This is a genomic window from Paenibacillus sp. cl6col, assembly GCF_900102125.1.
In the GTDB taxonomy this organism is placed as follows: domain Bacteria; phylum Bacillota; class Bacilli; order Paenibacillales; family Paenibacillaceae; genus Paenibacillus_B; species Paenibacillus_B suaedae.
Genome location: NZ_FNAZ01000003.1, coordinates 646,851 through 670,229, shown reverse-complemented (window position 1 = coordinate 670,229; position 23,379 = coordinate 646,851). Strand labels below are relative to the sequence as shown.

The window sequence follows — 23,379 nt, the reverse complement described above, 5'->3', positions numbered from 1 at the left end:
GATTCATTTTGTGCGGGGAGACAGGGAGACATGCAGCGAAGGAAGATTGTAGGGGGGAGGGCGGCGAAATCTCTTATTTAGATAAATTAGGAGGCGTGAAGGAACTAATGGCGAGCATCATGGAGATTGAGCAAAGGCTTTCGCAAATAAAAAGCATTTTAAATAAAAAGAGAAACAAAATAGATCAAGAAATGTATGACCTAATTGATGAGCGCAGAATATTGAACAGGAAAGTATCCTTACTGAAGGGTGAAGAAACAGCTATACCCATTAAAACAACATTTCCGCAGGATGTTGGAGCTCCGCTTCCTCATGTTGTGTCAAATGGATACAAAACCTATTTATTATACTATATAGGCACTAGTAACCCCGATTGGGATGAAAGTACAAACATCATTCACGTACTTGATCCACAATCGAAAGATTATGTTGCACTTATCCAATTTGAAAGGTGTTACAGCATTAGATTCGGTGGAGTTAATGATGAAGTGTTGCATGGACATCCGCTCTATGAGCATGGGCTTGAAGGTTATGAGATGCACGAAATCAAAAATTCTTCCTGGGTAAAGGAACAAAAGAAAATCAATTCAGTACACTCTAATTTTAAGCAAGAGTTATGGGACGCGACACTATATTTTTACTTTTCATGATGATATTTTCGAGTGTATAGCCAATGAATATGTTGTTCAGGTTTTTAGAGGGAAATTAAGCAGCGTAATGCTGCTTGCAAATGAAATGTTGTTTTCTGGCTGATGCGGAAAATAAGCATACTGTCATATTCAGCATTTGTCCCCCACGCTGAAAAAAATGCGGGGCGCGACAGTTGCACCGCACTTCGGCCAATTTGGATCGAAAAGTCAAGCAAGACGGGTAGAGAGGCCGACATGTGCTAACTCCCCCGCTTAACATGTGTCGGCTTTGACGAGCCCGTAACACTGTAAGCACCGAATTATATTACGATTGCTGCTCAAGTCTGCTGAGCATGAGCCGGTAACTTCCGTTGCCATTGTGCAGGATACGCTTGACGCGCGAAATAATGGCCGTGCTTGCGCCAGTCTCCGCTTCGATTTCCATATACGTGTTGCCGTTCAACAGCAATTTGGCGACTTCCAACCGTTGGGACAGTGCCTGCAATTCTTTGGGTGTCGTCAATTCCTCAAAAAAATCATAACATTCCTCAATGCTTTGCAGCTTCATTATGGCCTCCAGCAATTGCTCAATCGCCGGGTCGCCGGAACGCTTGGCACACATATCGTCGATCAACTCCAATTCGAAATGAATACCACGAATGCGCTTACGCTTTACTTTTTGACAAGAAGACGTCTATTTCCTTCTATTTGTTCAAAAAACTTTCACATTCAATTCAATAAAGATACGCTCCACTTGTTTGCTTCCTCACTGCGATAGTGCGTCGATGCGGTTTATCCCCGCCGAATTCATGCGTATCAGTTCAGCCGCGGTTCTTCCGCCGTGCGTTGGAGCATGGGCGCGTTCGAGTACACTTTTGCTAGATATTGGTATCCATCATATACTCTCAGTGGAAGCAATCCATGTGAGTGTAGGAGGATGTTGAATGAAGAGACAAGAGGTTTTCGAATTAACGGAGAAAGAGATTTTCCCAATTCAAGAAATCGACTACATTGAACTTTATACAGGGAACGCAAAGCAAGCGATGCACTATTTCGTAAAAGGGTATGGATTCCGCCCTATTGCCTACTCTGGACTGGAAACCGGAAACCGGGAGCAAGTATCGTATGTAATCGAGCAGAATAAAATTCGGTTCGTACTCTCCGGCGCTCTCTCTGACGACCATCCAATTGCCGAGTTCGTCAAATTGCACGGGGACGGGGTCAAAGATGTTGCATTGCGGGTTAGTAATGTTGAAAAGGCTTACAAGGATGCGGTCTCACGCGGCGGAATTCCCATTATGGAGCCGGTCGAATATTCGGATGAGCACGGCAAGGTCAAAAAAGCGATTATAGGCACATATGGAGATACGATTCATACGCTGATCGAGCGGGATAATTACGAAGGATTGTTCCTTCCTGGCTATCAATCCATCGAAGATACCCTTCCACATCAATCGTCCGGACTGATCGGCATCGATCATGTCGTCGGCAACGTGGAACAAATGGAAGAATGGGTAGCTTACTATGAAAATGTGATGGGCTTCAAGCAAATGATTCATTTCGATGACAAGGACATCAGCACGGAATATTCGGCCTTGATGTCTAAAGTGATGCATAATGGCGGCAGAATTAAATTCCCGATCAACGAGCCAGCGACTGCCAAGCGCAAATCGCAGATTCAGGAGTATCTGGAATATTACAAAGGAGCGGGTGTACAGCATCTAGCCCTGCTGACGAACGATATTGTCTCTACGGTTACGGCGCTTCGCGAGAACGGGGTCGAGTTCCTGAACACGCCCGATTCCTACTATGAAATGCTGACGGAACGGGTTGGAAGCATCGACGAAGATATTGCCAAGCTTCAGGAATTGAAAATTTTGGTGGATCGCGATGATGAAGGCTATTTGCTGCAAATCTTCACGAAGCCACTTGTCGATAGACCGACGTTGTTTTTCGAGATTATTCAACGCAAAGGAGCTATTGGCTTCGGCGAAGGCAATTTCAAGGCCTTGTTCGAATCGATCGAACGGGAGCAGGAGCGCCGCGGCAACTTGTAGCCCAGCGCCGCAGGAAGGAGTAGAAGCCGCATGAATATTACACCGCATGATCTGCATTGGAGAGACGCTTATAAGCTGATGATAGGCTCCATCCTGCCGCGACCGATTGCTTTTGTGTCCACGATCGATTCGAACGGTATGGCGAACCTGGCGCCGTTCAGTTTTTTCACAGCAATCTGCGCGGATCCGCTTATGATCTGCTTCGCCCCGATGCGCCGAGGGACGGACGGATGCAAGAAGGACACGCTCGTCAATATTGAAGCAACCGGCGAATTCGTGGTCAACATTGTTGGGGAACAGATTGTCGAGCCGATGAATGAGACAGCTGCTGAATTCGATCCTGAGGTGGATGAATTTCAAGTCACGGGCTTGACCCCGATCCCTAGCGAGCTCATTCGCCCCTACCGGGTTCAGGAAAGTGCCATTCACATGGAGTGCGTTCTCCATGATATCCTGCATTTCGGCGATCAGCCGGGCGCTGGCAGCCTTGTTATCGGCAAGGTCGTAATGATGCATATCAGCGACGAGCTGTATGCCGATGGTAAAATCGACATGGAGAAGCTGCTTCCGATTGGACGCATGGCCGGCCAAGTTTACACCCGTGCCGCTTCTGACACCTTCATATTGGAAAGAAAAAAGTAGTGGTATACGGAAAGCGGGAGGTTCTATGAAGTTCGTGACATTTGACACTGGAACCGGCTCGCCGCGTTCCGGTTGGCTGCGGGAAGGCTGCGTCGTCGATATGCATGAGGTCAGTGCAGGGCGGCTGCCGAGCGAATTGCTGGAATTTGTGCGCCGCCATGAGGATTATATGGAGGAGGCCGAGCGAATCGACAGCCGCCTTGGCTCAGATGCGAAGGCGATGCACTCGCTTAAGGGCATCTATCCGGCATCCGATGTCTCCTTGCTCGCGCCGCTTCCGAAGCCGCCGAGTGTCCGCGATTTCTACGCCTTCGAAGCACATGTGATCGGGGCGAGGCGGAGACGGGGACTTGATATCATGCCGGAATGGTACCAGTTCCCGGTGTTTTATTTTAGCAACCATCAGGCCATTGTAGGCCCGAACGCGCTTATCCGCAAACCGACCGCCACCTCCGCTCTGGATTACGAGCTGGAGGTGGCCTGCGTCATCGGCAAGGAAGGACGCGATATTACTGCCGAAGAGGCTGATTCCTATATATTCGGCTATTGTATCATGAACGACTGGAGTGCGCGCGATATCCAACGGGAGGAAGTGAAGGTTGGCCTAGGTCCGGCCAAGGGCAAGGATTTTGCCACCTCGCTCGGACCCTATCTAGTCACCAAGGACGAGCTCGAACGGTATCGTACAGGCGAGCGCCATGACTTGGAGATGACGGCTCGCGTTAATGGTGCCGAGTTGTCACGAGGTAATATGCGCGACCTCCACTATACGTTCGGGAACATGCTAGCGCGGGCATCGTCAGACGTCACATTGTATCCTGGGGATATTATTGGATCGGGTACGGTCGGAACCGGCTGCCTTCTCGAACTGGGGCCGGAGGTTCACCGCTGGCTGGAGCCCGGCGATGTCGTCGAATTAGAGGTCACGGGACTTGGCTTGCTGCGTAATACCATCGGTTAGGCGAAGAAGCCGCTCAACCGGTATTGAATTGGAAAGAGGAGGATTCGTGTTATGGCCTATTACCGCCGCATGGGAGACATCCCTGGAAAGAGGCATACGATGTTCCGCAAGCCGGACGGCACCCTGTACCGTGAGCAAGTGATGGGAACGAAAGGGTTCTCCGGCATTCAGTCGATCTTGTATCACCATTATCCGCCGACGGCTATCAGCAAGGCGGAAGTGCATGCCGCCTTCGATATTGAGTTCGAAGAGCAGGGAGCGCTTCGCCACCGACATCTATTGACTGGCGATTGCATGGATGCGGACGACGCCGTCGCTGGCAGACGCTATATGCTTGGCAATGAGGATCTGCTTATCGCGACTGCGAATGTCAATCAGCCGATGGATTATTTCTACCGGAACGGGGACGGGGATGAACTGTTGTTCGTACATGAAGGAGAGGGTGCCGTGGAGACGATGTTCGGCACGCTCCATTACCGTCCAGGGGATTATATCAACATACCGATCGGCACGATCTATCGCGTCATACCGGAGCTGGGGGGCGGACGTACAAAGCTCCTGGTCGTGGAAACGAACAGTTGGATTACAACGCCGAAGCGCTATCGCAACCCGCATGGCCAGCTTTTGGAGCATAGTCCGTTCTGCGAACGGGATTTCCGCGGGCCGGATAAGCTGGAGACTTACGCTCAGCTTGGTGAATTCGAAGTAAGAACGAAGTCTAGAGGATATATCCATCTGCATATATTCAACCATCATCCTTTTGATGTTGTAGGCTGGGATGGGTATTTGTACCCGTGGATTTTCAATATTGCCGATTTCGAGCCAATAACGGGCCGCATTCATATGCCGCCGCCGATTCACCAGACCTTCGAGGGGAATAACTTTGTCATTTGCTCCTTCGTGCCTCGATTATACGATTATCATCCCGATGGAATTCCTGCCCCCTATTTCCACAGCAATGTAGACAGCGACGAGGTGCTCTATTATGTCAGGGGCAACTTCATGAGCCGCAAGGGAGTGAAGGAAGGCTCCATTACCTTGCATCCATCAGGCATCCCGCACGGACCGCATCCTGGCAAGATCGAAGACAGCATCGGCAAAAAGGAAACGACAGAGCTTGCGGTCATGATCGACACGTTCTGTCCGCTGCGCGTTGTCAAGCAAGCGCTGTCCTACGAGGATAGTCAATACATGTACAGCTGGTGCGCGGGTTCGCCGGAAGCGTCGCGAACCGTGTAGGTGTGAGCATGAGGTGTAAGATACGCTGATGAAAGGAGCGCATGGCATGAAGGATAGGAAAGTCGTGCATTCCGCCGCTGAGGCGATAAAGGGAATTCAGGACGGCGCTACCTTGATCGTGGGTGGATTCGGCCTATGCGGGATCCCCGAGCTGGCTATTGCGGCGCTGAGAGACAGCGGTGTAAAAAATCTGACCGTTGTGAGCAACAATTGTGGCGTGGATGATTGGGGGCTCGGTCTCCTGCTCGCGAACCGCCAGATTAAGAAGATGATCTCCTCATATGTTGGGGAGAACAAAATATTCGAACGCCAGCTTCTGAACGGTGAGCTGGAGGTTGAGCTCGTTCCGCAGGGCACACTGGCTGAGCGCATTCGCGCGGGCGGAGCCGGTATCCCGGCCTTCTATACGGCTACCGGCGTCGGCACGCCGATAGCGGAAGGCAAGGAGCTTAAAGAGTTCAACGGCCGAACATACCTGATGGAAGAGGCGATTGTCGGCGATTTTGCGTTCGTGAAGGCGTGGAAGGGGGATACGCTCGGAAATCTGATCTACCGGAAGACAGCCCAGAATTTCAATCCACTGGCAGCAGCAGCAGGGAAAATTACAATTGCCGAGGTGGAGGAGCTGGTCGAGCCGGGACAATTGGATCCGAATCATATTCATACGCCCGGTATCTATGTGCAGCGGGTACTTCACGGAACCGGATATGAAAAGCGGGTGGAACGGCGCGTTGTCCAGTCGGCGACGCAGCAAGGAACGGAGGGATTCGCATGAGTGATGCACGTCAAGCCATCGTGCGGCGAGCAGTGCTGGAGATTGCGGATGGGATGACAGTCAATCTCGGCATCGGCATGCCGACCCTCATTGCAGGCATCATTCCGCCAGAGTTCGATGTGATGCTCCATTCGGAGAACGGCCTGCTCGGCATCGGGCCATACCCATTGGAGGGGAGCGAGGATCCGGATCTGATTAACGCAGGCAAGGAGACGGTAAGCGCTGTGGAAGGGGCGTCCTACTTCGACAGTGCCGAATCGTTCGCCATGATCCGCGGTGGTCATATCGATCTTGCCATTCTGGGCGGGATGGAAGTATCGGAGCAGGGTGATCTGGCGAATTGGATGATTCCTGGCAAAATGATTAAAGGCATGGGAGGCGCCATGGATCTAGTGAACGGCGCCCGGCGCATCGTCGTCATAATGGAGCATGTGAATAAGCATGGTGAATCTAAAATCAAGCGCGAGTGCAGTTTGCCGCTGACGGGAAAACGAGTCGTCGACAGGTTAATTACCGACTTGGCCGTATTTGATTTTACCGAAGAAGGCATGGTCTTGATCGAGACACAGCAAGGAGCTGACGTAGAAGAGATTCGTCACAAAACCGAGGCGACGTTCCGAATAAGCCCAGCATTGAACGCGGCGAACGCAACGCCTCGGGCATCGGAGTAAAGGGCTAAGGAGGAGCGTGTATGCAAGTGTCTGTCAAGATCCCGACAAGAAAAGAAATCGAGCCGCTCGGCGTGTACGTGCCGGGAAAACCGATTGAAGAGGTAAAAAGGGAGTTCGGCCTTACGGATATCATCAAGCTCGCATCTAATGAAAATCCATACGGCTGTTCGGAATTGGCCGCCCAGGCTATTGTACGCGAAATGGAGAAGTGCGCCTTGTATCCGGAAGGAACCGCTCCCGAATTGGCGGAGAAGCTGTCAGCTCATCTGGGCGTGGAGCCTGAATATTTCATTGTCGGCAATGGTTCCGACGAAATTATCCGTTTACTGACGCGGAGCTATATCGCCGCCGGGGACGAGGCGATAATGGCCGATGTCACATTCCCTCGTTACGATACGAACGTTCGTATTGAGGGCGGCATTCCCATTGCGGTGCCGCTCATCGAGGGCGTTCATGATCTGGACGGCATGTTGAAGGCGATCGGCAGAAGGACGAAGATGATCTTCATATGCAACCCGAACAATCCAACAGGGACAATTGTGAGGCGAAGCGAGCTGCTTGCATTCATCGAACAGGTACCACGACATATTTTGCTGGTCATCGACGAGGCATATTACGAGTATGTGTCCGACCCGGACAACTTACAGACCATACCTCTGCTTGCCAGCTATCCCAATCTGGTCATCTTGCGCACGTTCTCTAAGATTTATGGCTTGGCTGCGCTGCGAGCAGGCTACGGTATGATGCATCCGAGCATCGTGCAGGAGCTGATCAAGGTAAAGGAGCCGTTCAATTCGAATCGAATGGCGCAAGCTGCGGCTCTTGCCTCACTGGACGATACGACGTTCGCCGAAGACTGTGCCCGGCGGAATGAGGCGGAGAGAACCAAGCTGGTTGCGGAATTGAAGCAGTTGGGTCTGTCCTGCTACCCATCGCACGCCAACTTCCTGATGGTGAAGCTGAATTGTTCTGGTGACGACGTATTCCGCTCGTTACTGGAGCGGGGCGTGGTGGTGCGCGCGGGCAGTTTGCTTGGCTATCCGGATACGATTCGTGTATCCATAGGAACGGAGCAGGAAAATCAAGTGTTCATCGAGGCGCTGCGGCATATTCTCGGTCCTTGCGTCAAATCGGTTTGAACCAATCGGGCGCTTCTTTATTGCTGACCTATGTTCGTAAAGTTGTATTGAGATATAACGAGCTATGTTTGCATAGCGATGACTTGAATGATTATCTATTGCACTTAGTAACTATCGATGGTTATCAGTAAATATCAATGTCTATCAGTTACTATCGGTGACTATTAGTCACTATCAGTGACTAAATAATGCATTGCAGATGGGGGTGGCGATCTGTCTGACGTTGTAATTGCAAGCGCTGTACGAACGCCGATCGGTGCGTTCATGGGCGGATTGAGCGAAGTACCGGCTGTTGAACTGGGAGCGCGGGTTATCACAGAAGCACTGGTGCGAGCCGGGGTGCAGCCGGGATCGGTGCATGAAGTGATCATGGGCAATGTGCTGCAGGCGGGCAGCGGCCAAGGGCCAGCACGTCTGGCCGCAATGAAGGCAGGGCTTCCCTGCGAGGTTCCGGCCGTTACGATTAACAAAATATGCGGCTCAGGTTTGAAGGCGGTCATCATGGCTGCGCAGGCTATCAAGGCTGATGATGCAGATCTCATTGTTGCGGGCGGCATGGAAAATATGTCGCTTGCGCCCTATGTATTGGCGCAAGGCAGAACGGGATACCGGCTTGGGAATGGGGTAATTGAGGACAGCATCCTCAAAGACGGACTTACCTGCTCAATATGTGACATTCATATGGGCAAAACTGCGGAAAATATTGCGGCGAAATATGGCATTGCGCGAGAAGAGCAAGATGCCTTCGCTCTGACGAGTCAACAGCGGGCTCGCGAGGCATGGGAGCGCAGTGAGTTCTCCGCTGAAATCGTGCCAGTGGAGATTCGAACCAAGAAGGGGCTGGCGACGATTGAAGCCGATGAGCATTTCCGTCCTGATGTGACGGCTGCTGCCCTGGCCCGACTCAAGCCTGCATTCCAGCCAGACGGCACGGTAACAGCCGGAAATGCTTCCGGCATTAACGATGGGGCGGCAGCGCTAGTGGTCTGCTCTGGGCGTATGGCGAAGCAGCTTGGGCTGTCCGTGCTGGCGCGCGTCCGCGGCTATGCCTGCACCGGCGTGGATCCAGCCTATATGGGCATGGGCCCTGTATCAGCCGCGCAGGCGGCGGTAAAGAAGGCGGGCATGTCGCTGGCGGATATTGACCTGGCGGAAATAAATGAAGCTTTCGCCGCCCAATCGATTGCCGTCATCAATGAGCTTGGGATCGATCCAGCAATCGTCAATGTGAACGGCGGTGCCATTGCACTCGGGCATCCGATTGGCGCCAGCGGTGCGCGTATCCTCGTGACGCTGTTGCATGCCATGAAGCGCAGGCAAGCAGCCACTGGGCTCGCCACCTTGTGTGTCGGCGGCGGCCACGGCGTCGCTGTCATCGTCGAGCAAGTGTAACCTTTCCATTACGTAGCACCTCCGATTCCCATTGAGTCGGAGGTGTTGTCGTCTGATAGAGCTAAGGAAGAATAAACATGAATGAAGTCGTGAAGGGTCTAAGATGATATGGCTTTATTCTGTATCCGATGATGTGGACAAAATGGCTCCATCGTGGTCAAGTTTAAATGTGAAATATTGTATAATGATAAAAGGCAGTATATCTCAAGCAGTATATTTTAAAGAAAAAAGGAGGAAAAGCATGAAGCAAACCCCATCAGTTGAAGCTTTGTTTAAACCTTTCTCGATTGGCCCACTAACGCTGAGCAATCGCATTGTCATGGCGCCTATGACGCGCATGTTCTCTCCAGAGGGTATTCCAGGGGAGGATGTGGAGGCGTACTATAGACGTCGTGCAGAGAATGGTGTTGGGCTTATTATAACGGAAGGTACAGTCATTAATCATCCTGCAGCAGCGTCACACCCGAATATTCCGAGATTTTATGGAGAAGACGCCCTAGATGGTTGGTCTAGGATCGTTCAGTCGGTACATAAGGCGGGGGAAAGAATTATTCCACAGCTATGGCATGTCGGAACCCAGCGCGCAGTTGGGCAAGCGCCGAATCCAGAGGCTTTGCCTATTGGCCCATCGGGTATAACAGCTGATGGCTTGAAGGTGAATGAACCGATGACGAAGAACGAAATTGACATGGTAGTGGATGCATTTGCTCAAGGTGCAGCAGATGCGCAAAGAATTGGCTTTGACGGTATTGAGCTCCATGGGGCACATGGCTATCTTATCGACCAATTTTTCTGGGAACAAACGAATCAACGAAAGGACGAGTATGGAGGCGGGATCGTAGAACGGACGCGTTTTGCAGTTGAGATTGTGAAAGCTTGCAGAGATGCTGTTGGCCCAGACTTCCCGATCATTTTCCGTTTCTCTCAATGGAAAATAAGACCCTTTACGGCTAAATTGGCCTATACACCAGATGAGCTGGCTCAATTTTTATCTCCGTTGGTAGATGCAGGGGTAGATGTATTTCATTGCTCGACTCGACGTTTTTGGGAACCTGAATTCGAAGGTTCTTCTCTTAATTTAGCTGGATGGACGAAGAAGATTACAGGAAAACCTGTAATAACTGTAGGCTCTGTGGGATTAGACAGTGAATTTTTAAGTTTCTTTGCGGAGGGTAAAGGGGCTCAGAATGTAAACATTGACGGCTTGATCGAGAGACTTGAGCAAGATGAATTTGATTTGGTAGCGATAGGCCGGGCTTTGCTCGTCGATCCCGCATGGGCTGCAAAAATACGTGATGGAAGTGTGGATGAGCTGCTTCCTTTTACCAAGGAAGCGTCAAAGGTATTATTCTAATATGTTCGTTTCCTACGTCTAGAGCAGCCATACTTGTGTATGCAGATAAAGGATATTCAGCTGCCGAGGTTGGTGATATCGCTGCAAAGGCCGGACTGGCGCGCGGTTTGATGTACCATTATGTTGATTTTCCACTTCTAGATACGACCGTATCGAGTTCCCAATAGACAAAACTACTACATATCTATCTCTTCTAGTCGTTGGCTGTTTGCAAGACACTATACACTCCTGATAAATCGTCTTAAAGCTGTGCACTCTAATAATGAAAAATTGTGAATAGCCCTGTTGGTTTATTCTGTACAAATGGTGTCGCGAAGATTTCCATTTTACATAAAATCCAACAGGGCTTTATTTCTAGTGTCTTATTTCATCTGAGAATTCGTCATTTCTAATCGCCGTCATTCATCCGATGATACGGACAGAGTGCTTCCATCATGGCTACGGTTTCCTTGTCTAAGTCTTTATCTCGTTCCAGCAGACCATTCGTCACGATTTCAAATTTCTCTTCTTTCATATTTTGTCCGAATTTATACTTGGCTGATAACTCATGCACGTTGATGCGGACAACGGAGGTGCTTTTGATCTGACCCGTATAGTCTGGATCCTCCGGATCAATCGGAGCATAGCCTCCCTCTGGCTGAAGCTTCTGCATAAAGGCGGTCAATGCTTTCGCTTTCTCTGTTAGATCCGACACCTTTTCCGCATGGCCTTTGATCAGAACCGATTTGAAGAAGGCTGTTGCAGGGCAGGCCAGCTTCGCTTCAGTGAAATAGGAGGGAATGATTGCGTACTCCTTCGCCACAGAGAATGTAACACGTTGATCTGCCTTGATGTTCTTCATCTTGCGTCCTGATACGCTGCCGTGAAAATAAATAAAGCCGTTGTGATATACAAAATTAAGCGGGGTAAGCTCTGGCCATCCATCCTCATTGATCGTCCCGAGAATGCCAAAGCTCATTTCTTGCATAAATTGCTCGGTTTCCACTGTGTCCATGACTTCGAATTCTTTTCTTCGCATTAACAAAGACCTCCTCCGATTACTCCATTCGATCTTGTTTGTGTAGTATTTAGCTTACCTCACGAATTGACAATGAAAAAGATCCAATTTAGATTAGTTTTACTAGACCATTGGTGACGGAGGATAAGTCTATGCAATTCCACATTCCTTACCATTCCTATCTGGATCAATATCCATCCAAACGCCTCGCACTGTATCATGCCATCCGAGATTCCATTGCCGCACAAGTATTTGTAAAGGATACAAGACTGCCATCGAGCCGGGAAATGGCTGCCCTGTTCGGGCTATCTCGGGGAACTGTCAATGAGGTGTACGATATGTTGTCTGCTGAAGGTTATATTTCAAGCGGGGTGGGAAAGGGAACCTTTGTTGCGTTCCAGCCCTCAACCAAGAGAGGAATTGATACTCCCTGTCAAGAGCTGAACGTATTGTCCGACTGGGGGATGCGTCTGAAGGAGATCGAGGAACGGCGGGATGAAAATAGCGGAATACGCATCAAGGCCGGCTTGAGAGTAGCGAATTTCAAAGAGTTCGGTCCTGGTACACAATGGTTTCCGGATAAAGAGTGGAATCGCAGCTTGTATGCGCAGGCCAGATTGCTGCACAGCAGTGACCGAATGAACCGATTGGTGTCCACATTAGGCGATGATAGGCTTAGAGACAGTATTGCCCAATATATAAGACGAGCACGGGGCATAGCTGCTGATCCGAGTCAGGTGATTGTGTTCAATGGTTCGAAGCAGGCACTCGCTTTGACGGCACAGTTGTTCATTAGTCCTGGGGATCGCGTAGTTGTTGAGAATCCGGGATATACGGGAGCCATACATATCTTTCAGACGCTAGGGGCGAGCTGTGTTCATGCACCTATTGATGGACAGGGGATAATACCGTATGATTGGCAGGCTAAGCTGCTTCTTGTGACGCCTAACCGCCAGTTTCCGACAGGGGCTGTGTTGACAATGGAGCGCCGTCAGCAACTGCTCGCTTGGGCTTCGGAGAACAATGCGCTCATTTTGGAAGACGATTATGACAGCGTGTTCCGTCATCGGGGCAAATCGCTGGAGCCGTTGAAAGTGTTAGATAGTGAGGGTCGAGTCATCTATATCGGAAGCTTCAGCAACACGCTGCTCCCACATATACGCATCGGTTATGCGGTTGTGCCGACATCGCTCGTCGCCGTGTTCGTTAAAGCGAAGGGGGTATTCGAGCCGAATCCGAGCAACTTGCTGGAGCAGCGCACGTTGGCTTCTTGGATGCACAATGGCCAATATGAACGGCATCTACGAAGAATGAAGCGGGTGTATGGGAAGAAGTTCAAGCTGCTGCAGGATCTGTTGACGGCACATGTATCGCACTTGTTCCATTGGATCGAAGCGGATGCCGGATTAAGCATTTTCGGATGGTGGCGAGGCAGCATAGAGCAATATGTCACGTTTCGTACAAAGTGCTCGGAAGAAGGCATTTACTGGTCTGATACCTGCATTCAGGAAGAAACTGGTGAAGGTATGAATCAGTATGGTGCGTACTTTTATTTCCCTCGAATGTCTGAAGAGGACATGATTTATGGGGTTATGAAGATGAAGGAGATTTGGGCGAGTCTGGTGGTGGAAGGATGAAGGCAAGTGTCAGTTTAGCAGACAGAATAGATAGCGCGAAGTGTTGAGGAGAACGAACAGATTGTCTTCCCTTGTGTGCGAATCGAATTTTACGCTTTCCGGGTTACACGGTCTTAGATCGGCTTCACCCTGCATACAGTGCAAGGAGGGAGCGTGATCCAATGATCGAGAATGAGAAGATAAAGAGATATTATAAGCTGAAGCAGCAGCAAAAGGAAATTGAGGATGAGCTGTCGGCGCTGCGAAACGATATTATTCAATACTGTGAAGAGCAGGGAGAGTCAGAGATAGACGTGGGCAATTTGCATGTGAAGCTGGTTCAGCAACAGTATAGACAATATGATGATGCCAAGCTGTATGCGGCTCTGCCTGACCCGGAAGTATGGCGCTTGCTGTCCAAGCCGGATACTGCGAAGATAAAGAGCTTGATACAACTAGGTGTCATTTCAGATGAGAGCATTTCAGACACGTACAGCGTGCATCCGAAGGTATTGCTTCATGTGGATAAAAAGTAATTGATTTCGGGAAAATCGAAGTAGAGGGCATCGGCAATGCAAGGATACTGTCGATGTCTTTTTGCTGTATGGAGCAAACGATGCTCATGGAGGGAATGTATCTGAAAATCGAAATTCATTTATTTTTCAGGAAACATTTTACATATATTCAACGTATAAGAAGAAACGAAATATATGAGCGTCATCGATAGAGTAGACAACATGGAGAAGGCTAGTAGGTTGCTAGATTTGCAATCAGCATTCGGGATGTTCTTCATTTACACACCGATTATGCGAGGTGATTCATAATGTGTTATCTTCACTGCCCCCATGATCTTCAAATGCTTGAGAAAATCGAACGACTTAAAAAGCAACTTATTTCGATTGTCAATGAAAAGAACGATTTCAAAGATGATGAGGTTGTGAGGATTAGTCAGGAATTAGATGTGTATTTGCTGGATTATCAAAAAAAACGATTGTTCGCTTCTACCTCTACAGTACCTACTCAGAAGCAGAGGAAAGAGTCGATGGCGGAGTAGTACGTACATCCTCAAACTGCTGTCGACTCTTTAGACTCTGTAGACATCAATACAACAACTGGGTATACCACTTGGTAAGGTACAAACTACCCATATAAGTACCATTCGTCAATCCATGGATAATCCCCATAGTGCTCGCGGATAAAACGAATCACGGAGTCAATCATCTCCCATGCTCGCTGATAGCATGGATATTCATTCAGCTCCATATGAGGAGTAATCGACCCTCCAGTTGGTATCACGCTTAAATAGGATACAATCCGTTCTTCCTGCAAGCTGCCGAAGCGGGTAGTAGATAAAAAAGTAGACAGCCACTTGTCATGTGGATAGCTCTTTCCATCCAAAATATAGGACAGCTGACATAGCTCCCTTACAATCTTGGAGCAGTGCAGACTAGTGGAAATCGCATCGCCGCGCTTCAGCGGATGCCGCATCCAATCGAGCGTAAACTGCAAGCTGAGGTATAGAGGCTTGATAACCTTGATCGGATTGGACAAGAAGTGAGCAGATTGCTGCGCAATTGTATGCTTGAATCGTGACTCAGGATCATGAATAGGGATCGCCTGCTGGAATTCCCACACCTGCGGATAGTTATTTTCCCCGTAATATCCTTCTAACATAGTGAACGACTCAAAGTGATAATGGCCCTCCCAATCTCCAATCGGTTGGAATGCGTTATCTTTTGTCGTGCTTAAACCTGCTTCCCGATATCCGCTGATAATCGCTTGTCGAATATCTTCGTCACAGAAGAACACAAAATCAATATCCGAATACTGATCGCAATTGCCGCGGGATACACTGCCCTTCACGACAAGTGAACATTGATCCCAGTAGTGAGAGAGGACAGGGTGTCTGGATAGATCATTGGCATGTACATAGGCTTGCTGCAATAGCTCTTTGCTCTTGTCATTCATAGATGGACCTTCTCTCAATCTAGTAGTGTAAAGAGTACGGATGCTCTTTCGATTGTAGTTCGAAGGAGAGATCAGTGCAAGGACGTTGATAACGGGTGCATAGCGAGCTCCATCATAACGCCGCCCGAATATCATTCAGCAAGTAGCGCTGACTTATTTCCTCCAGGCGTGCGAACTCTTCTTCCAGCTGATTTTTCAGGTTGCTGTCAGGCACATATCGCGGTGTCAGTACTTGATGATGCTGTAGACTCTGTAATCTGTACGGTGTCGGCGGATGAGTGGAATCCAATTGTACAGTGATGGAATCGCGAATCCGTTGGATTCGTTTCTGCTCGCTTGTGGGGACATGCTCCATCTTTTGGCGGAATTCCCCGAACAAATCCGAATTAAAGCGGTAGCGTGCGATTTGTTCAGCCGTCAGCCAGAATACGGGAGCGAAGTGAGATTTGCTTAAGGCCGAGCATGCGGCATCTGTTCCTGCAATCTCGCCCGCGACTCGGTCGGCCAAATACTCGGCGCGCTGGCTCTCATCCCAGACCGTAATACCAAGGCCGTAATACAGGATGAAAATCAGATTGGCCAGCTGCAACTGGGCATATCGCATCGGTGTGGAGATAGGCCTGAGCACTTCTCCTTCTTCGCAGTATGGATATACGAACTCGTACCACGAAGCCATAATTCGCCTCGCTGACACGATAAACCAGGAACGGGTCACATCCTTATGCGCATGATGCGCGGTCTCGTGGGCGAGGATTGCGATCTTCTCCGATAGACTCAATGCCGAAAATAGAGGTACTCCAATCCCGATGATCTTGGTTCGGCGCCGGCCGAACTTGGTAAAGTACGCATTGTATGAATTCGTCATCCGAATCTCGTCGATCGGCGGTGCTTGAACGGCTGCGGCAATGTCATCGGCGAGACGATACAATCCGGGATATTCCTCCCGCCGCAGAGGCTGGCCCGACAGTCTCCACCTGGAGGGCAGCATTAAGCCGATGAATAGTAGAAACGGGACAATGGCAAGCATAGTAAGCAATAACGAATTGCTATAAAAAAACCAATACACCGCAATAATCGGTAGACTGAAGGTACCTGCAAGGATACTTCCGGCTAACAAATAAGCGAGCGCTTTACGCCAGGTTAAGGGATACGTAATCCGATCAGTATGCAGATTCTCCTCAAGCAATAGCTGTGATTTTTTGACTCCCATGCGGTAATTGAGCCGTTCCACAAGGCCTAGTGAAGAGATGGGGCGCCAGTCCGGATCGATGTTCCAATTGCATTCCTCGCACCAGGTAACATACCCCGGCACGGATTCCATTTTGTGCCCGCATTCCGGGCAGTATTCCGTCGTTTGATTGGTCATTTTCTCACTCCAACATGAAGGATTCATAAAAGCTTCCTTATCATGTATCGGTAAATGACACCAAAACGTGAATCGCATGGGAAATTAGGGAGGGGCAATCTGACGTCTGATCAACATTATAGTTCTGTCATAATAAAAATTAACGATGCTGCGTTTCTTCATGAATATAGTGCCGCTGCCATTCGGGGTTCCATGTACGATGGAACTCGATTTCTTTTTTATATACAGAGAATAAATGGAAATCCCATTTCCAACCTATGAAATCATGAAAATAAGTGATAAATTAATATACCGTCTACTATGTGCGTAAATATGAACATGAACATCGACATGAACATCAATGGAAAAGAGGAAATGGATAGTGGAACTAGGTATAAGCACGTTTGTTGAGACTACGCCTGATGTGAATACCGGAATCACGATTAGCCACGCAGAGCGGCTGCGGCAAGTGGTCGAGGAGATGATCCTCGCAGATCGGGTAGGGCTGGATGTATATGGGATAGGGGAGCATCATCGTCCGGACTTTGCGGCATCCTCTCCTGCGGTTGTATTAGCTGCAGCAGCAACTCAGACGACAAGAATTCGGCTGACAAGCGCAGTGACGATCCTGTCGTCTACCGATCCTGTGCGTGTATTTCAAGACTTTGCAACTGTGGATGGCCTCTCTAATGGTCGTGCAGAAATTATGGTTGGTCGTGGTTCGTTTCTGGAATCATTCCCTTTGTTCGGTTGTGATCTGAACGATTATGAAGAGCTGTTCGATGAGAAGCTGGATTTGCTGCTGCAGATTCAGAAGTCGGAGAAGGTGAACTGGAGCGGGAAGCATCGCCCTGCGATTCATGAACTAGGCATCTATCCGCGTCCTGTGCAGGAGCAATTGCCAGTGTGGATTGGAAGCGCCGGAAGTCCGGAATCCGCGGTCAGAGCAGGGAAGATGGGACTTCCATTCGTTTTGGCGATCATCGGACCAGTGAAGCCGCTTGATTATGCATCTCAGGCTGAACTATACAAGAAAGCTGCTGCGGAAGCAGGCCACGATGTAAGCCGTCTAACGATTGCATCGCATTCTCATGGATTTGTCGCGAAGGAGCAGAAGCAAGCAATCGAGACGTTCTTCCCGTCCACATTTGCAAGAACGAATGTGAGAGCGAAGGAAAAAGGAGCGCCTCCTTATACGAGAGCGAATTACGACGCGGCTTGCAGCCCTGAGGGTGCTCTCTATGTTGGCGATCCCGAGACGGTAGCCCAAAAAATTATCGAGCTCCGCAAGCACGTAGGGGTTACGCGATTCATGCTGCATATGCCGCATGGCACTATGCCTCACGAAGAGGTTATGGAAGCGATACGGCTGTTCGGAACGGAAGTTGCGCCGCGTGTCAGAGAAGAAGTAGCACGCTGGGAACAAAATCAAGGTTGAGCTGGATGCGAAAAGACGCTGCCTGAATGAGGCAGCGTCTTTTTTATCGTTTCTAACCGTAGTTTCCCGTAACCCAGCCAATACATATGTAGGTTTATGGAAATGCATGCTTGTTCATTTGAATCAGCCATCGATATCCTCAGTTTTGGTAATCATTTGTCCGATGCTTTATCGTCGATATGAATTTGCTGCAGTTTGGGATTCCAGGTCACGTGAAGACCAAGTCCTTTTTCTAACAACTGATAAGGTATGGAGGTAGTACCAGTTGCACCAACTAACGGTTTCTCACGATCAATGAACCCACCGTCATAAACAATACGATCTTGTTCATATCCGAAGGACAACGTTTGGCTCTTATACGTTATGGAGTAAGGCATTGCAACACCGTATTCCGCATTGAACTGCAGCTTCGTACCGAGTGCCGCCGCGACTGTCGCTGCGGGGAGAAGCACGGTATTGGTTTGAATGAAAGAAGGATACCTGGAGTTGATGAGCTTGCCATTGACGTAAATGTCTGCCGTACGTTCTACAGGAACAGGGCTATAGACCATATTGTCTTTAAAGTTCTTCGTTGTCCCGATCGAAGAAAACATATTTCCACCCCAGCCCCATACGTTCCCATCTTCCGCTATAGCTTGACTGTGGAATGCTCCTGCGGCTATCGCCGTAACTTTAGGCAAACCGTTTACTTTTCCCTGCTTTCCAGTCGGTGTTCGTCCTCCATTGCTGTACACTTCACCGGAAGTCGTTAATAATAGTTCGTAATCGTCATAAGCGCGAATGGACTTTATTGTCAGCTTGGGCTGAACGGCGACAGGCTTCCCTTGTTCCTTCACTCTCCAGACCTTTCCCTTCTTGTTGAGAGCAAGCAGGGAATGACCGGAAGAGATCATGCGAATATCAGAAAGTCCTTGGATTTTTGTTGGTTTTGCTGCATCTGACCAACTCCACACCGTACCATCTTTTTTTACTGCATACATTTTATTTGTGGAGGATTCAATTTGGATGACTTCGGATAGGCCTTTCACTTGCACGGGCTTCACAGGAGCTGTCTCTGTTCCTTTTGCACGCGGCCAGTACCACACCGTCCCGTCATTGAGAACTGCTGCACCCCTATTGGATGTTGCGGTTGTGGAAACGGCATGCTTTATTCCTTGAATCTGATGTGGCAGAATGGAATGCTGGCGGCCGTCTTTAGAGTCTCCTGAGGCACCCCATGTCCATACGGTTCCATCGGCTTTTGTGGCCAAGTGATAACCTTCTCCGCTTGTTGAGATATGACGGATGTCTGTCAGTTCAAATAGTCGAATCGGATAGGAGTCGTATATGGTCACTGTTTCTTGGATGCCCATTTCCCCATTGAGATTGCGTCCCCAAGCCCATACAGAGCCGTCACTGCGCAGCGCGATGGAATAATAATATCCTCCCTCGACTTGTATGAATTTTGGCAGCGATTCTTTTGTGGAATTGGCTGCTGAGGCAGCACTAGCAGTCGATGATAACGATGCGGTGAAGAGAATCATAAATGTGAGAACGACAGACAGCAATCGAAAGGTATGTATGTGTCGTGATGAGGTCGTGTGAGTAAGAGAGTCGCGTGTAATGGATGGTTGCATACGTTTTCTCCTTCCTAGTAAGAGGGATTTAGTAATATAGTAGATCAATATATTAACGATCCAAATTCGTATAAAGTTGCCAATTTGTTATTGTTAACATGGAATTTTTTCTCCGTCAGTTTTATTTTCATAAACTTAACTCGTCTCTTCTTCATTTTCCCTGTTCTTTAAGCTCTGATGGATAGCACTCATAATAGTCCCGGAACAGCTTTGCAAAATGGCGTGCACTGTAATAACCGACGGCTTCGGCAACCTCCTGCACTTTAAGATGAGGCTCCTTGAGCAGCAGATCCTTCGCTTTCAACATTCTTGTTTCCGTTACATATTTCAGAAATGGTGTGCCATGCTTCTTATGGAATAAGCTGCTTAAATAATTCGGCGTCACATGGAACATATCCGCGATTTGCTTCATTCCAATGTTATGCATATAGTGCTCGTCAACAAAAGCAACGACTTGCTGCACGATATCTTTGTTCATGCTTTCATGACGTGGAGGCTGGATTATCATCTGATCCCCGAGACTTTTCAATTGCACAAACCAGCATTCTTGATCTTCTATCTTGTCTATCGATATTCCAATCGAATAGGATATGGATTCTTGAATCCGATGAACAAGGGCTAGATCTGCCAAGTGTGTTCCACACAATCTGCGAAGTTCTTTTTCCATGCACACGATGGCTTTAGAATAACCGTGATAGTCTTGCTGACGGAATGATCGGCATACCCTCTCCCCGAGATGACTTATAGAGAGCCATTCATGCTGCTGATCCAATTCGAGTAGGGCGTGAAGTGCCAACGTGTGCTCCATCGGGAACAGCATGCGAAGGGGAGCGATTCGCTGAAGTTCTTCCACCTTCTGTGCTACTTCTTGGAGGCTCACGCATTCTTCGATCTGAACGGTAGTAATGATAGGAGTGGGATCGGAAGTAGGCTCATGTTGTAACATTTGCTGCATAGCATCCTCCATCTCCTTTTGAAACTCCGCCGCATGTTGCTGGTGTGCAACTGGCCATGACCATACGATTGCAGGATTTCCGTCAGTGAAAGGTAATGCGACGGCATGGAGACTGGTGGTTAGAGATTGATTACGGATCAGCAATTGCAATTGCTCATGGAACTGCTGCTGCCGCAAAAGCGTCTCTTGCTCTGAGAGACAGCCGTCGAAATAGAACACGTTGACTTTGTATCGCCGTGCCCCAAGCTGACATAGGTTTGCTTGATTGCCGCTGCTGCCATGCATACAAGAAAGAATGGCATGTTCAAGCTGGCGATTGAGATCCAAGATATGTGCATCATGGATTTCCTGCGCACGGATTAGGCTATCCTGAAGCTCATCGAGACTGAATGGCTTCAATAAATAATTGCATGCGCCAAGACGCAGCGCTTCCTTCGCATATTGGAATTCCGAATGGCCGCTTACAATAATCCACTTCGTATGAGGGGAGTTATCCCGACTCTGCGCGATGACCTCCAGACCATTCAACTTCGGCATCCGAATATCGACGAACACAAGGTCTGGCTGCCGCTCTGCCACATACCGAAGGGCTTCTTCTCCGTTACGGGCTTCTCCGATGACGTGGACAGGCAAGTTCAATTCAGCCAGCATACTTCGCAAACTGGCTCTTACCAAGGCCTCGTCGTCTGCCACTAAAATCCTCATGATAAGCTGTCCTCCTTCGAAATCTGAATCGTTACGCAAGTACCGATATGAGGCTCGCTTACAATGCTCAGTTGTGCGTTCGGGTAGACGAGCTTCAATCGCGAATTTACATTGGCAAGACCAACATGTGCTTGAGATTGCATCGCCTTCGCATCGAATCCAACACCGTCGTCACGCACTTCGATACAGATAAGCGGGTCGTTGTCTTGCTGCTTGATGGAAGCGGACACGTGAATGGTGTGATCTTGATCATCGGGTTCAATGCCATGGATGACGGCGTTCTCCAATAGAGGCTGGATGAGCAGTTTTGGAATACGGCACTCAGCAGCTTCATCATCATAGTGAATATGAATCGTCAGCCTGTCTTGGAAGCGAAGCTGCTGCAGCAGCGCATATTTGGTTAGAAACTTGAATTCGTGTTCGACCGTTGTCCATTGATTATCCTCTAGAATGTAGCGCAGCATGCCGCTCAGTGAAAGAATGGCCGTTTCCAGACTCTTCGTATCGCCGATGCGGTTCAACCCGATGAATCCAGACAGCACGTTGTATAGAAAATGGGGCTGAATTTGCGATTGCAAGGCTCGATATTCTGCATGCTGCTGTGCCAGAACCGCTTTATACTCGCGATTAATGAGCTCATCGAGCTGGATGACCATTTTATTTAACGAATGCCCAAGGTAAGACAGCTCGTCTGATCCTGCCCCTTCATAACGTGCCTGCAAATTTCCATTGCGCACTTTTATCATCACTTCTTTCATCTGCGTGATCGGTTTAACGATCCATTGCGATGAGTAGCGGAATACGAAAAAAGTGACAATGAGGCCGCCAATCGAAATGAGTGCTGCCGTAATGTAAATCCAATGCACCTTCTGCTTAAGCTCGTCATTGGATAAGAATACGGTGATTTCCCAATTTGCTGGCTTGATAGTCTGGGTTACGGTCACGAATCCGGTGTTCCGTACGTCTTCATTCCCTCGAGTCTGAAGTTGTTTGAGCATTTCCTCGGTCAGCGGCTTGCCTGAATAGATTACATTTCCCATGTCATCCGTAATTGCGACGACAGAACTAACGTTAAATGGAATGTCCTTCGTGATCTGATCGAGTACATTCGTATCTGCATCGGCAGATATGACCGCGAGCGGCTGGCCGGATTCTGGATTTTTAATTAATCGGGATACGGAGAATACCTGAATGTTGGACGGGTTCGTTAAGTAGGTCTGCGAATGAGAACTGATGAATGCAGCTTTCCCATCTCTTTTCACTGCTTTTTGATACCATAATTCGTACTGGAACGGAAAGTCGGGAACGAGGTCAATGCTGCTGTTCTTGGTTGTGAGGTAGGCTTTCCCGTTCATCGTAATGATGAGCGTGCTGAGAATATCTTTGCGGGTATTGATTAAGTAATTGGGCAATGTGCCTGTTAAGGCGCGATCCGTCTGAAGCTTCGTGTATGCGCTTGCATGTTCATATACATTGTCGGCAATAATTTTCAGCGCCTGTATGACATTGTCATTCAGATAAGGGGAAGCCGTCAGCCGTTCCAAATCATCCAGATAGGTCTCGATATTGCCGGCCATAGCGCGCAGAGTTCCTGCCGTCAGCTTCTCCGTCTCTCTGATGAGCACGTGCTGGGCGTAGATGGGAAGAACAAATGCCAATATGACAAATGGAGTGACAATGGTCAGGCCATATACGAGCGTCAGCTTGGATCGTAGTGACTTGAATGCAGCCATAATCGCCAGCCTCCTTCACTTAAGTTAAAGGATAGGTACTCCTTGCAGGTTCGTCAATACGAAAATCGACAGTGTAGAAATGAGCGGAGCAATTGTAGGTTTATAGCATATGAAAGCGCAATCATAAATGGTATCTTCTATACAGAA

General features: G+C 48.9%; 22 protein-coding genes. 15 read left to right on the top strand and 7 right to left on the bottom strand.

The window, feature by feature from the left end; genetic code table 11:
- Positions 1-107: 107 nt before the first annotated feature.
- Positions 108-650, top strand: coding sequence for a hypothetical protein (locus BLS15_RS11045; RefSeq protein WP_021256901.1), 543 nt, complete (start codon positions 108-110; stop codon positions 648-650).
- A 304-nt stretch (positions 651-954) separates the two neighbouring features.
- Here BLS15_RS11045 and BLS15_RS11040 read toward each other — a convergent pair whose 3' ends face one another.
- A complete protein-coding gene (locus BLS15_RS11040) occupies positions 955-1,251 on the bottom strand; it encodes a YerC/YecD family TrpR-related protein (protein WP_021256900.1) in 297 nt (98 codons plus the stop codon).
- Positions 1,252-1,573: 322 nt separating this feature from the next.
- Between BLS15_RS11040 and hppD the strand changes: the two genes are divergently transcribed.
- The 10 genes from hppD (at position 1,574) to BLS15_RS10990 (ending at position 11,026) form a co-directional block, all read left to right on the top strand.
- A complete protein-coding gene (gene hppD, locus BLS15_RS11035) occupies positions 1,574-2,686 on the top strand; it encodes a 4-hydroxyphenylpyruvate dioxygenase (protein ID WP_021256899.1) in 1,113 nt (370 codons plus the stop codon).
- Positions 2,687-2,716: 30 nt separating this feature from the next.
- Positions 2,717-3,328, top strand: coding sequence for a flavin reductase family protein (locus BLS15_RS11030; RefSeq protein WP_021256898.1), 612 nt, complete (start codon positions 2,717-2,719; stop codon positions 3,326-3,328).
- 25 nt (positions 3,329-3,353) lie between these two features.
- The gene (locus tag BLS15_RS11025) at positions 3,354-4,289 is read left to right on the top strand and encodes a fumarylacetoacetate hydrolase family protein (protein ID WP_021256897.1); all 936 of its coding nucleotides are present in this window, start codon (positions 3,354-3,356) and stop codon (positions 4,287-4,289) included.
- 51 nt (positions 4,290-4,340) lie between these two features.
- Positions 4,341-5,528, top strand: a complete 1,188-nt coding sequence (locus tag BLS15_RS11020) for a homogentisate 1,2-dioxygenase (protein WP_090511422.1) — start codon at positions 4,341-4,343, stop codon at positions 5,526-5,528.
- A gap of 46 nt (positions 5,529-5,574) precedes the next feature.
- The gene (locus BLS15_RS11015) at positions 5,575-6,303 is read left to right on the top strand and encodes a CoA transferase subunit A (protein WP_028531330.1); all 729 of its coding nucleotides are present in this window, start codon (positions 5,575-5,577) and stop codon (positions 6,301-6,303) included.
- Complete coding sequence (locus BLS15_RS11010) at positions 6,300-6,974, top strand: 3-oxoacid CoA-transferase subunit B (protein ID WP_021256894.1); 675 nt, start codon at positions 6,300-6,302, stop codon at positions 6,972-6,974. The genes BLS15_RS11015 and BLS15_RS11010 overlap by 4 nt, the downstream gene beginning before the upstream one ends.
- Positions 6,975-6,994: 20 nt before the next feature.
- Entirely contained in the window at positions 6,995-8,113 is a 1,119-nt protein-coding gene (gene hisC, locus BLS15_RS11005) for a histidinol-phosphate transaminase (protein WP_021256893.1), read from the top strand.
- 213 nt (positions 8,114-8,326) lie between these two features.
- On the top strand, positions 8,327-9,505 hold the full coding sequence (locus BLS15_RS11000; RefSeq protein ID WP_028531328.1) for an acetyl-CoA C-acetyltransferase: 1,179 nt from the start codon (positions 8,327-8,329) through the stop codon (positions 9,503-9,505).
- A 241-nt stretch (positions 9,506-9,746) separates the two neighbouring features.
- The gene (locus BLS15_RS10995) at positions 9,747-10,859 is read left to right on the top strand and encodes an NADH:flavin oxidoreductase (protein ID WP_090511419.1); all 1,113 of its coding nucleotides are present in this window, start codon (positions 9,747-9,749) and stop codon (positions 10,857-10,859) included.
- 35 nt (positions 10,860-10,894) lie between these two features.
- Positions 10,895-11,026 (top strand): TetR family transcriptional regulator, encoded by a 132-nt coding sequence (locus BLS15_RS10990; RefSeq protein WP_254777325.1) that lies wholly within the window; start codon positions 10,895-10,897, stop codon positions 11,024-11,026.
- 221 nt (positions 11,027-11,247) lie between these two features.
- On the opposite strand, the gene BLS15_RS10985 is transcribed toward BLS15_RS10990, so the two are convergent.
- Positions 11,248-11,877 (bottom strand): pyridoxamine 5'-phosphate oxidase family protein, encoded by a 630-nt coding sequence (locus BLS15_RS10985; protein WP_028531326.1) that lies wholly within the window; start codon positions 11,875-11,877, stop codon positions 11,248-11,250.
- 131 nt (positions 11,878-12,008) lie between these two features.
- Here BLS15_RS10985 and BLS15_RS10980 point away from each other — a divergent pair, with 131 nt between their 5' ends.
- The 3 genes from BLS15_RS10980 to BLS15_RS10970 all read left to right on the top strand — a co-directional run bounded on the left by BLS15_RS10980 (position 12,009) and on the right by BLS15_RS10970 (position 14,526).
- Positions 12,009-13,493, top strand: coding sequence for a MocR-like pyridoxine biosynthesis transcription factor PdxR (locus BLS15_RS10980; RefSeq protein WP_028531325.1), 1,485 nt, complete (start codon positions 12,009-12,011; stop codon positions 13,491-13,493).
- A gap of 161 nt (positions 13,494-13,654) precedes the next feature.
- Positions 13,655-14,008, top strand: coding sequence for a hypothetical protein (locus BLS15_RS10975; RefSeq protein ID WP_021256887.1), 354 nt, complete (start codon positions 13,655-13,657; stop codon positions 14,006-14,008).
- Positions 14,009-14,295: 287 nt separating this feature from the next.
- A complete protein-coding gene (locus BLS15_RS10970) occupies positions 14,296-14,526 on the top strand; it encodes an aspartyl-phosphate phosphatase Spo0E family protein (protein WP_021256886.1) in 231 nt (76 codons plus the stop codon).
- A gap of 86 nt (positions 14,527-14,612) precedes the next feature.
- On the opposite strand, the gene BLS15_RS10965 is transcribed toward BLS15_RS10970, so the two are convergent.
- Together BLS15_RS10965 and BLS15_RS10960 are read right to left on the bottom strand one after the other, a co-directional pair.
- Positions 14,613-15,440: a hypothetical protein gene (locus BLS15_RS10965; RefSeq protein ID WP_028531324.1), complete on the bottom strand. Its 828-nt coding sequence runs from the start codon at positions 15,438-15,440 to the stop codon at positions 14,613-14,615.
- A 112-nt stretch (positions 15,441-15,552) separates the two neighbouring features.
- Positions 15,553-16,806, bottom strand: a complete 1,254-nt coding sequence (locus BLS15_RS10960) for a M48 family metallopeptidase (RefSeq protein ID WP_028531323.1) — start codon at positions 16,804-16,806, stop codon at positions 15,553-15,555.
- Positions 16,807-17,167: 361 nt separating this feature from the next.
- On the opposite strand from BLS15_RS10960, the gene BLS15_RS10955 reads away from it, so the two are divergent.
- Positions 17,168-18,223, top strand: coding sequence for an LLM class flavin-dependent oxidoreductase (locus tag BLS15_RS10955; RefSeq protein WP_021256883.1), 1,056 nt, complete (start codon positions 17,168-17,170; stop codon positions 18,221-18,223).
- A gap of 152 nt (positions 18,224-18,375) precedes the next feature.
- On the opposite strand, the gene BLS15_RS10950 is transcribed toward BLS15_RS10955, so the two are convergent.
- From BLS15_RS10950 to BLS15_RS10940, 3 genes are all read right to left on the bottom strand, one after another.
- The gene (locus tag BLS15_RS10950) at positions 18,376-19,839 is read right to left on the bottom strand and encodes a stalk domain-containing protein (RefSeq protein WP_090511413.1); all 1,464 of its coding nucleotides are present in this window, start codon (positions 19,837-19,839) and stop codon (positions 18,376-18,378) included.
- A gap of 151 nt (positions 19,840-19,990) precedes the next feature.
- Positions 19,991-21,499 carry a response regulator gene (locus tag BLS15_RS10945; RefSeq protein WP_028531321.1) on the bottom strand — a complete coding sequence of 503 codons (1,509 nt, stop codon included), beginning with the start codon at positions 21,497-21,499 and terminating at the stop codon, positions 19,991-19,993.
- Complete coding sequence (locus BLS15_RS10940) at positions 21,496-23,232, bottom strand: cache domain-containing sensor histidine kinase (protein ID WP_021256880.1); 1,737 nt, start codon at positions 23,230-23,232, stop codon at positions 21,496-21,498. Before BLS15_RS10940 ends, BLS15_RS10945 begins: the two co-directional genes overlap by 4 nt.
- Positions 23,233-23,379: the final 147 nt, after the last annotated feature.

Coding starts and splice junctions, on each gene's coding strand:
- BLS15_RS10940 (WP_021256880.1), bottom strand. CDS start 23,232: ATGGCTGCATTCAAGTCACTACGATCCAAGCTGACGCTCGTATATGGC.
- BLS15_RS11045 (WP_021256901.1), top strand. CDS start 108: ATGGCGAGCATCATGGAGATTGAGCAAAGGCTTTCGCAAATAAAAAGC.
- BLS15_RS10995 (WP_090511419.1), top strand. CDS start 9,747: ATGAAGCAAACCCCATCAGTTGAAGCTTTGTTTAAACCTTTCTCGATT.
- BLS15_RS11025 (WP_021256897.1), top strand. CDS start 3,354: ATGAAGTTCGTGACATTTGACACTGGAACCGGCTCGCCGCGTTCCGGT.
- hisC (WP_021256893.1), top strand. CDS start 6,995: ATGCAAGTGTCTGTCAAGATCCCGACAAGAAAAGAAATCGAGCCGCTC.
- BLS15_RS10960 (WP_028531323.1), bottom strand. CDS start 16,806: ATGACCAATCAAACGACGGAATACTGCCCGGAATGCGGGCACAAAATG.
- BLS15_RS10965 (WP_028531324.1), bottom strand. CDS start 15,440: ATGAATGACAAGAGCAAAGAGCTATTGCAGCAAGCCTATGTACATGCC.
- BLS15_RS10980 (WP_028531325.1), top strand. CDS start 12,009: ATGCAATTCCACATTCCTTACCATTCCTATCTGGATCAATATCCATCC.
- BLS15_RS11020 (WP_090511422.1), top strand. CDS start 4,341: ATGGCCTATTACCGCCGCATGGGAGACATCCCTGGAAAGAGGCATACG.
- BLS15_RS10970 (WP_021256886.1), top strand. CDS start 14,296: ATGTGTTATCTTCACTGCCCCCATGATCTTCAAATGCTTGAGAAAATC.
- hppD (WP_021256899.1), top strand. CDS start 1,574: ATGAAGAGACAAGAGGTTTTCGAATTAACGGAGAAAGAGATTTTCCCA.
- BLS15_RS11040 (WP_021256900.1), bottom strand. CDS start 1,251: ATGTGTGCCAAGCGTTCCGGCGACCCGGCGATTGAGCAATTGCTGGAG.
- BLS15_RS11015 (WP_028531330.1), top strand. CDS start 5,575: ATGAAGGATAGGAAAGTCGTGCATTCCGCCGCTGAGGCGATAAAGGGA.
- BLS15_RS11030 (WP_021256898.1), top strand. CDS start 2,717: ATGAATATTACACCGCATGATCTGCATTGGAGAGACGCTTATAAGCTG.
- BLS15_RS10945 (WP_028531321.1), bottom strand. CDS start 21,499: ATGAGGATTTTAGTGGCAGACGACGAGGCCTTGGTAAGAGCCAGTTTG.
- BLS15_RS11010 (WP_021256894.1), top strand. CDS start 6,300: ATGAGTGATGCACGTCAAGCCATCGTGCGGCGAGCAGTGCTGGAGATT.
- BLS15_RS10985 (WP_028531326.1), bottom strand. CDS start 11,877: ATGCGAAGAAAAGAATTCGAAGTCATGGACACAGTGGAAACCGAGCAA.
- BLS15_RS10950 (WP_090511413.1), bottom strand. CDS start 19,839: ATGCAACCATCCATTACACGCGACTCTCTTACTCACACGACCTCATCA.
- BLS15_RS10975 (WP_021256887.1), top strand. CDS start 13,655: ATGATCGAGAATGAGAAGATAAAGAGATATTATAAGCTGAAGCAGCAG.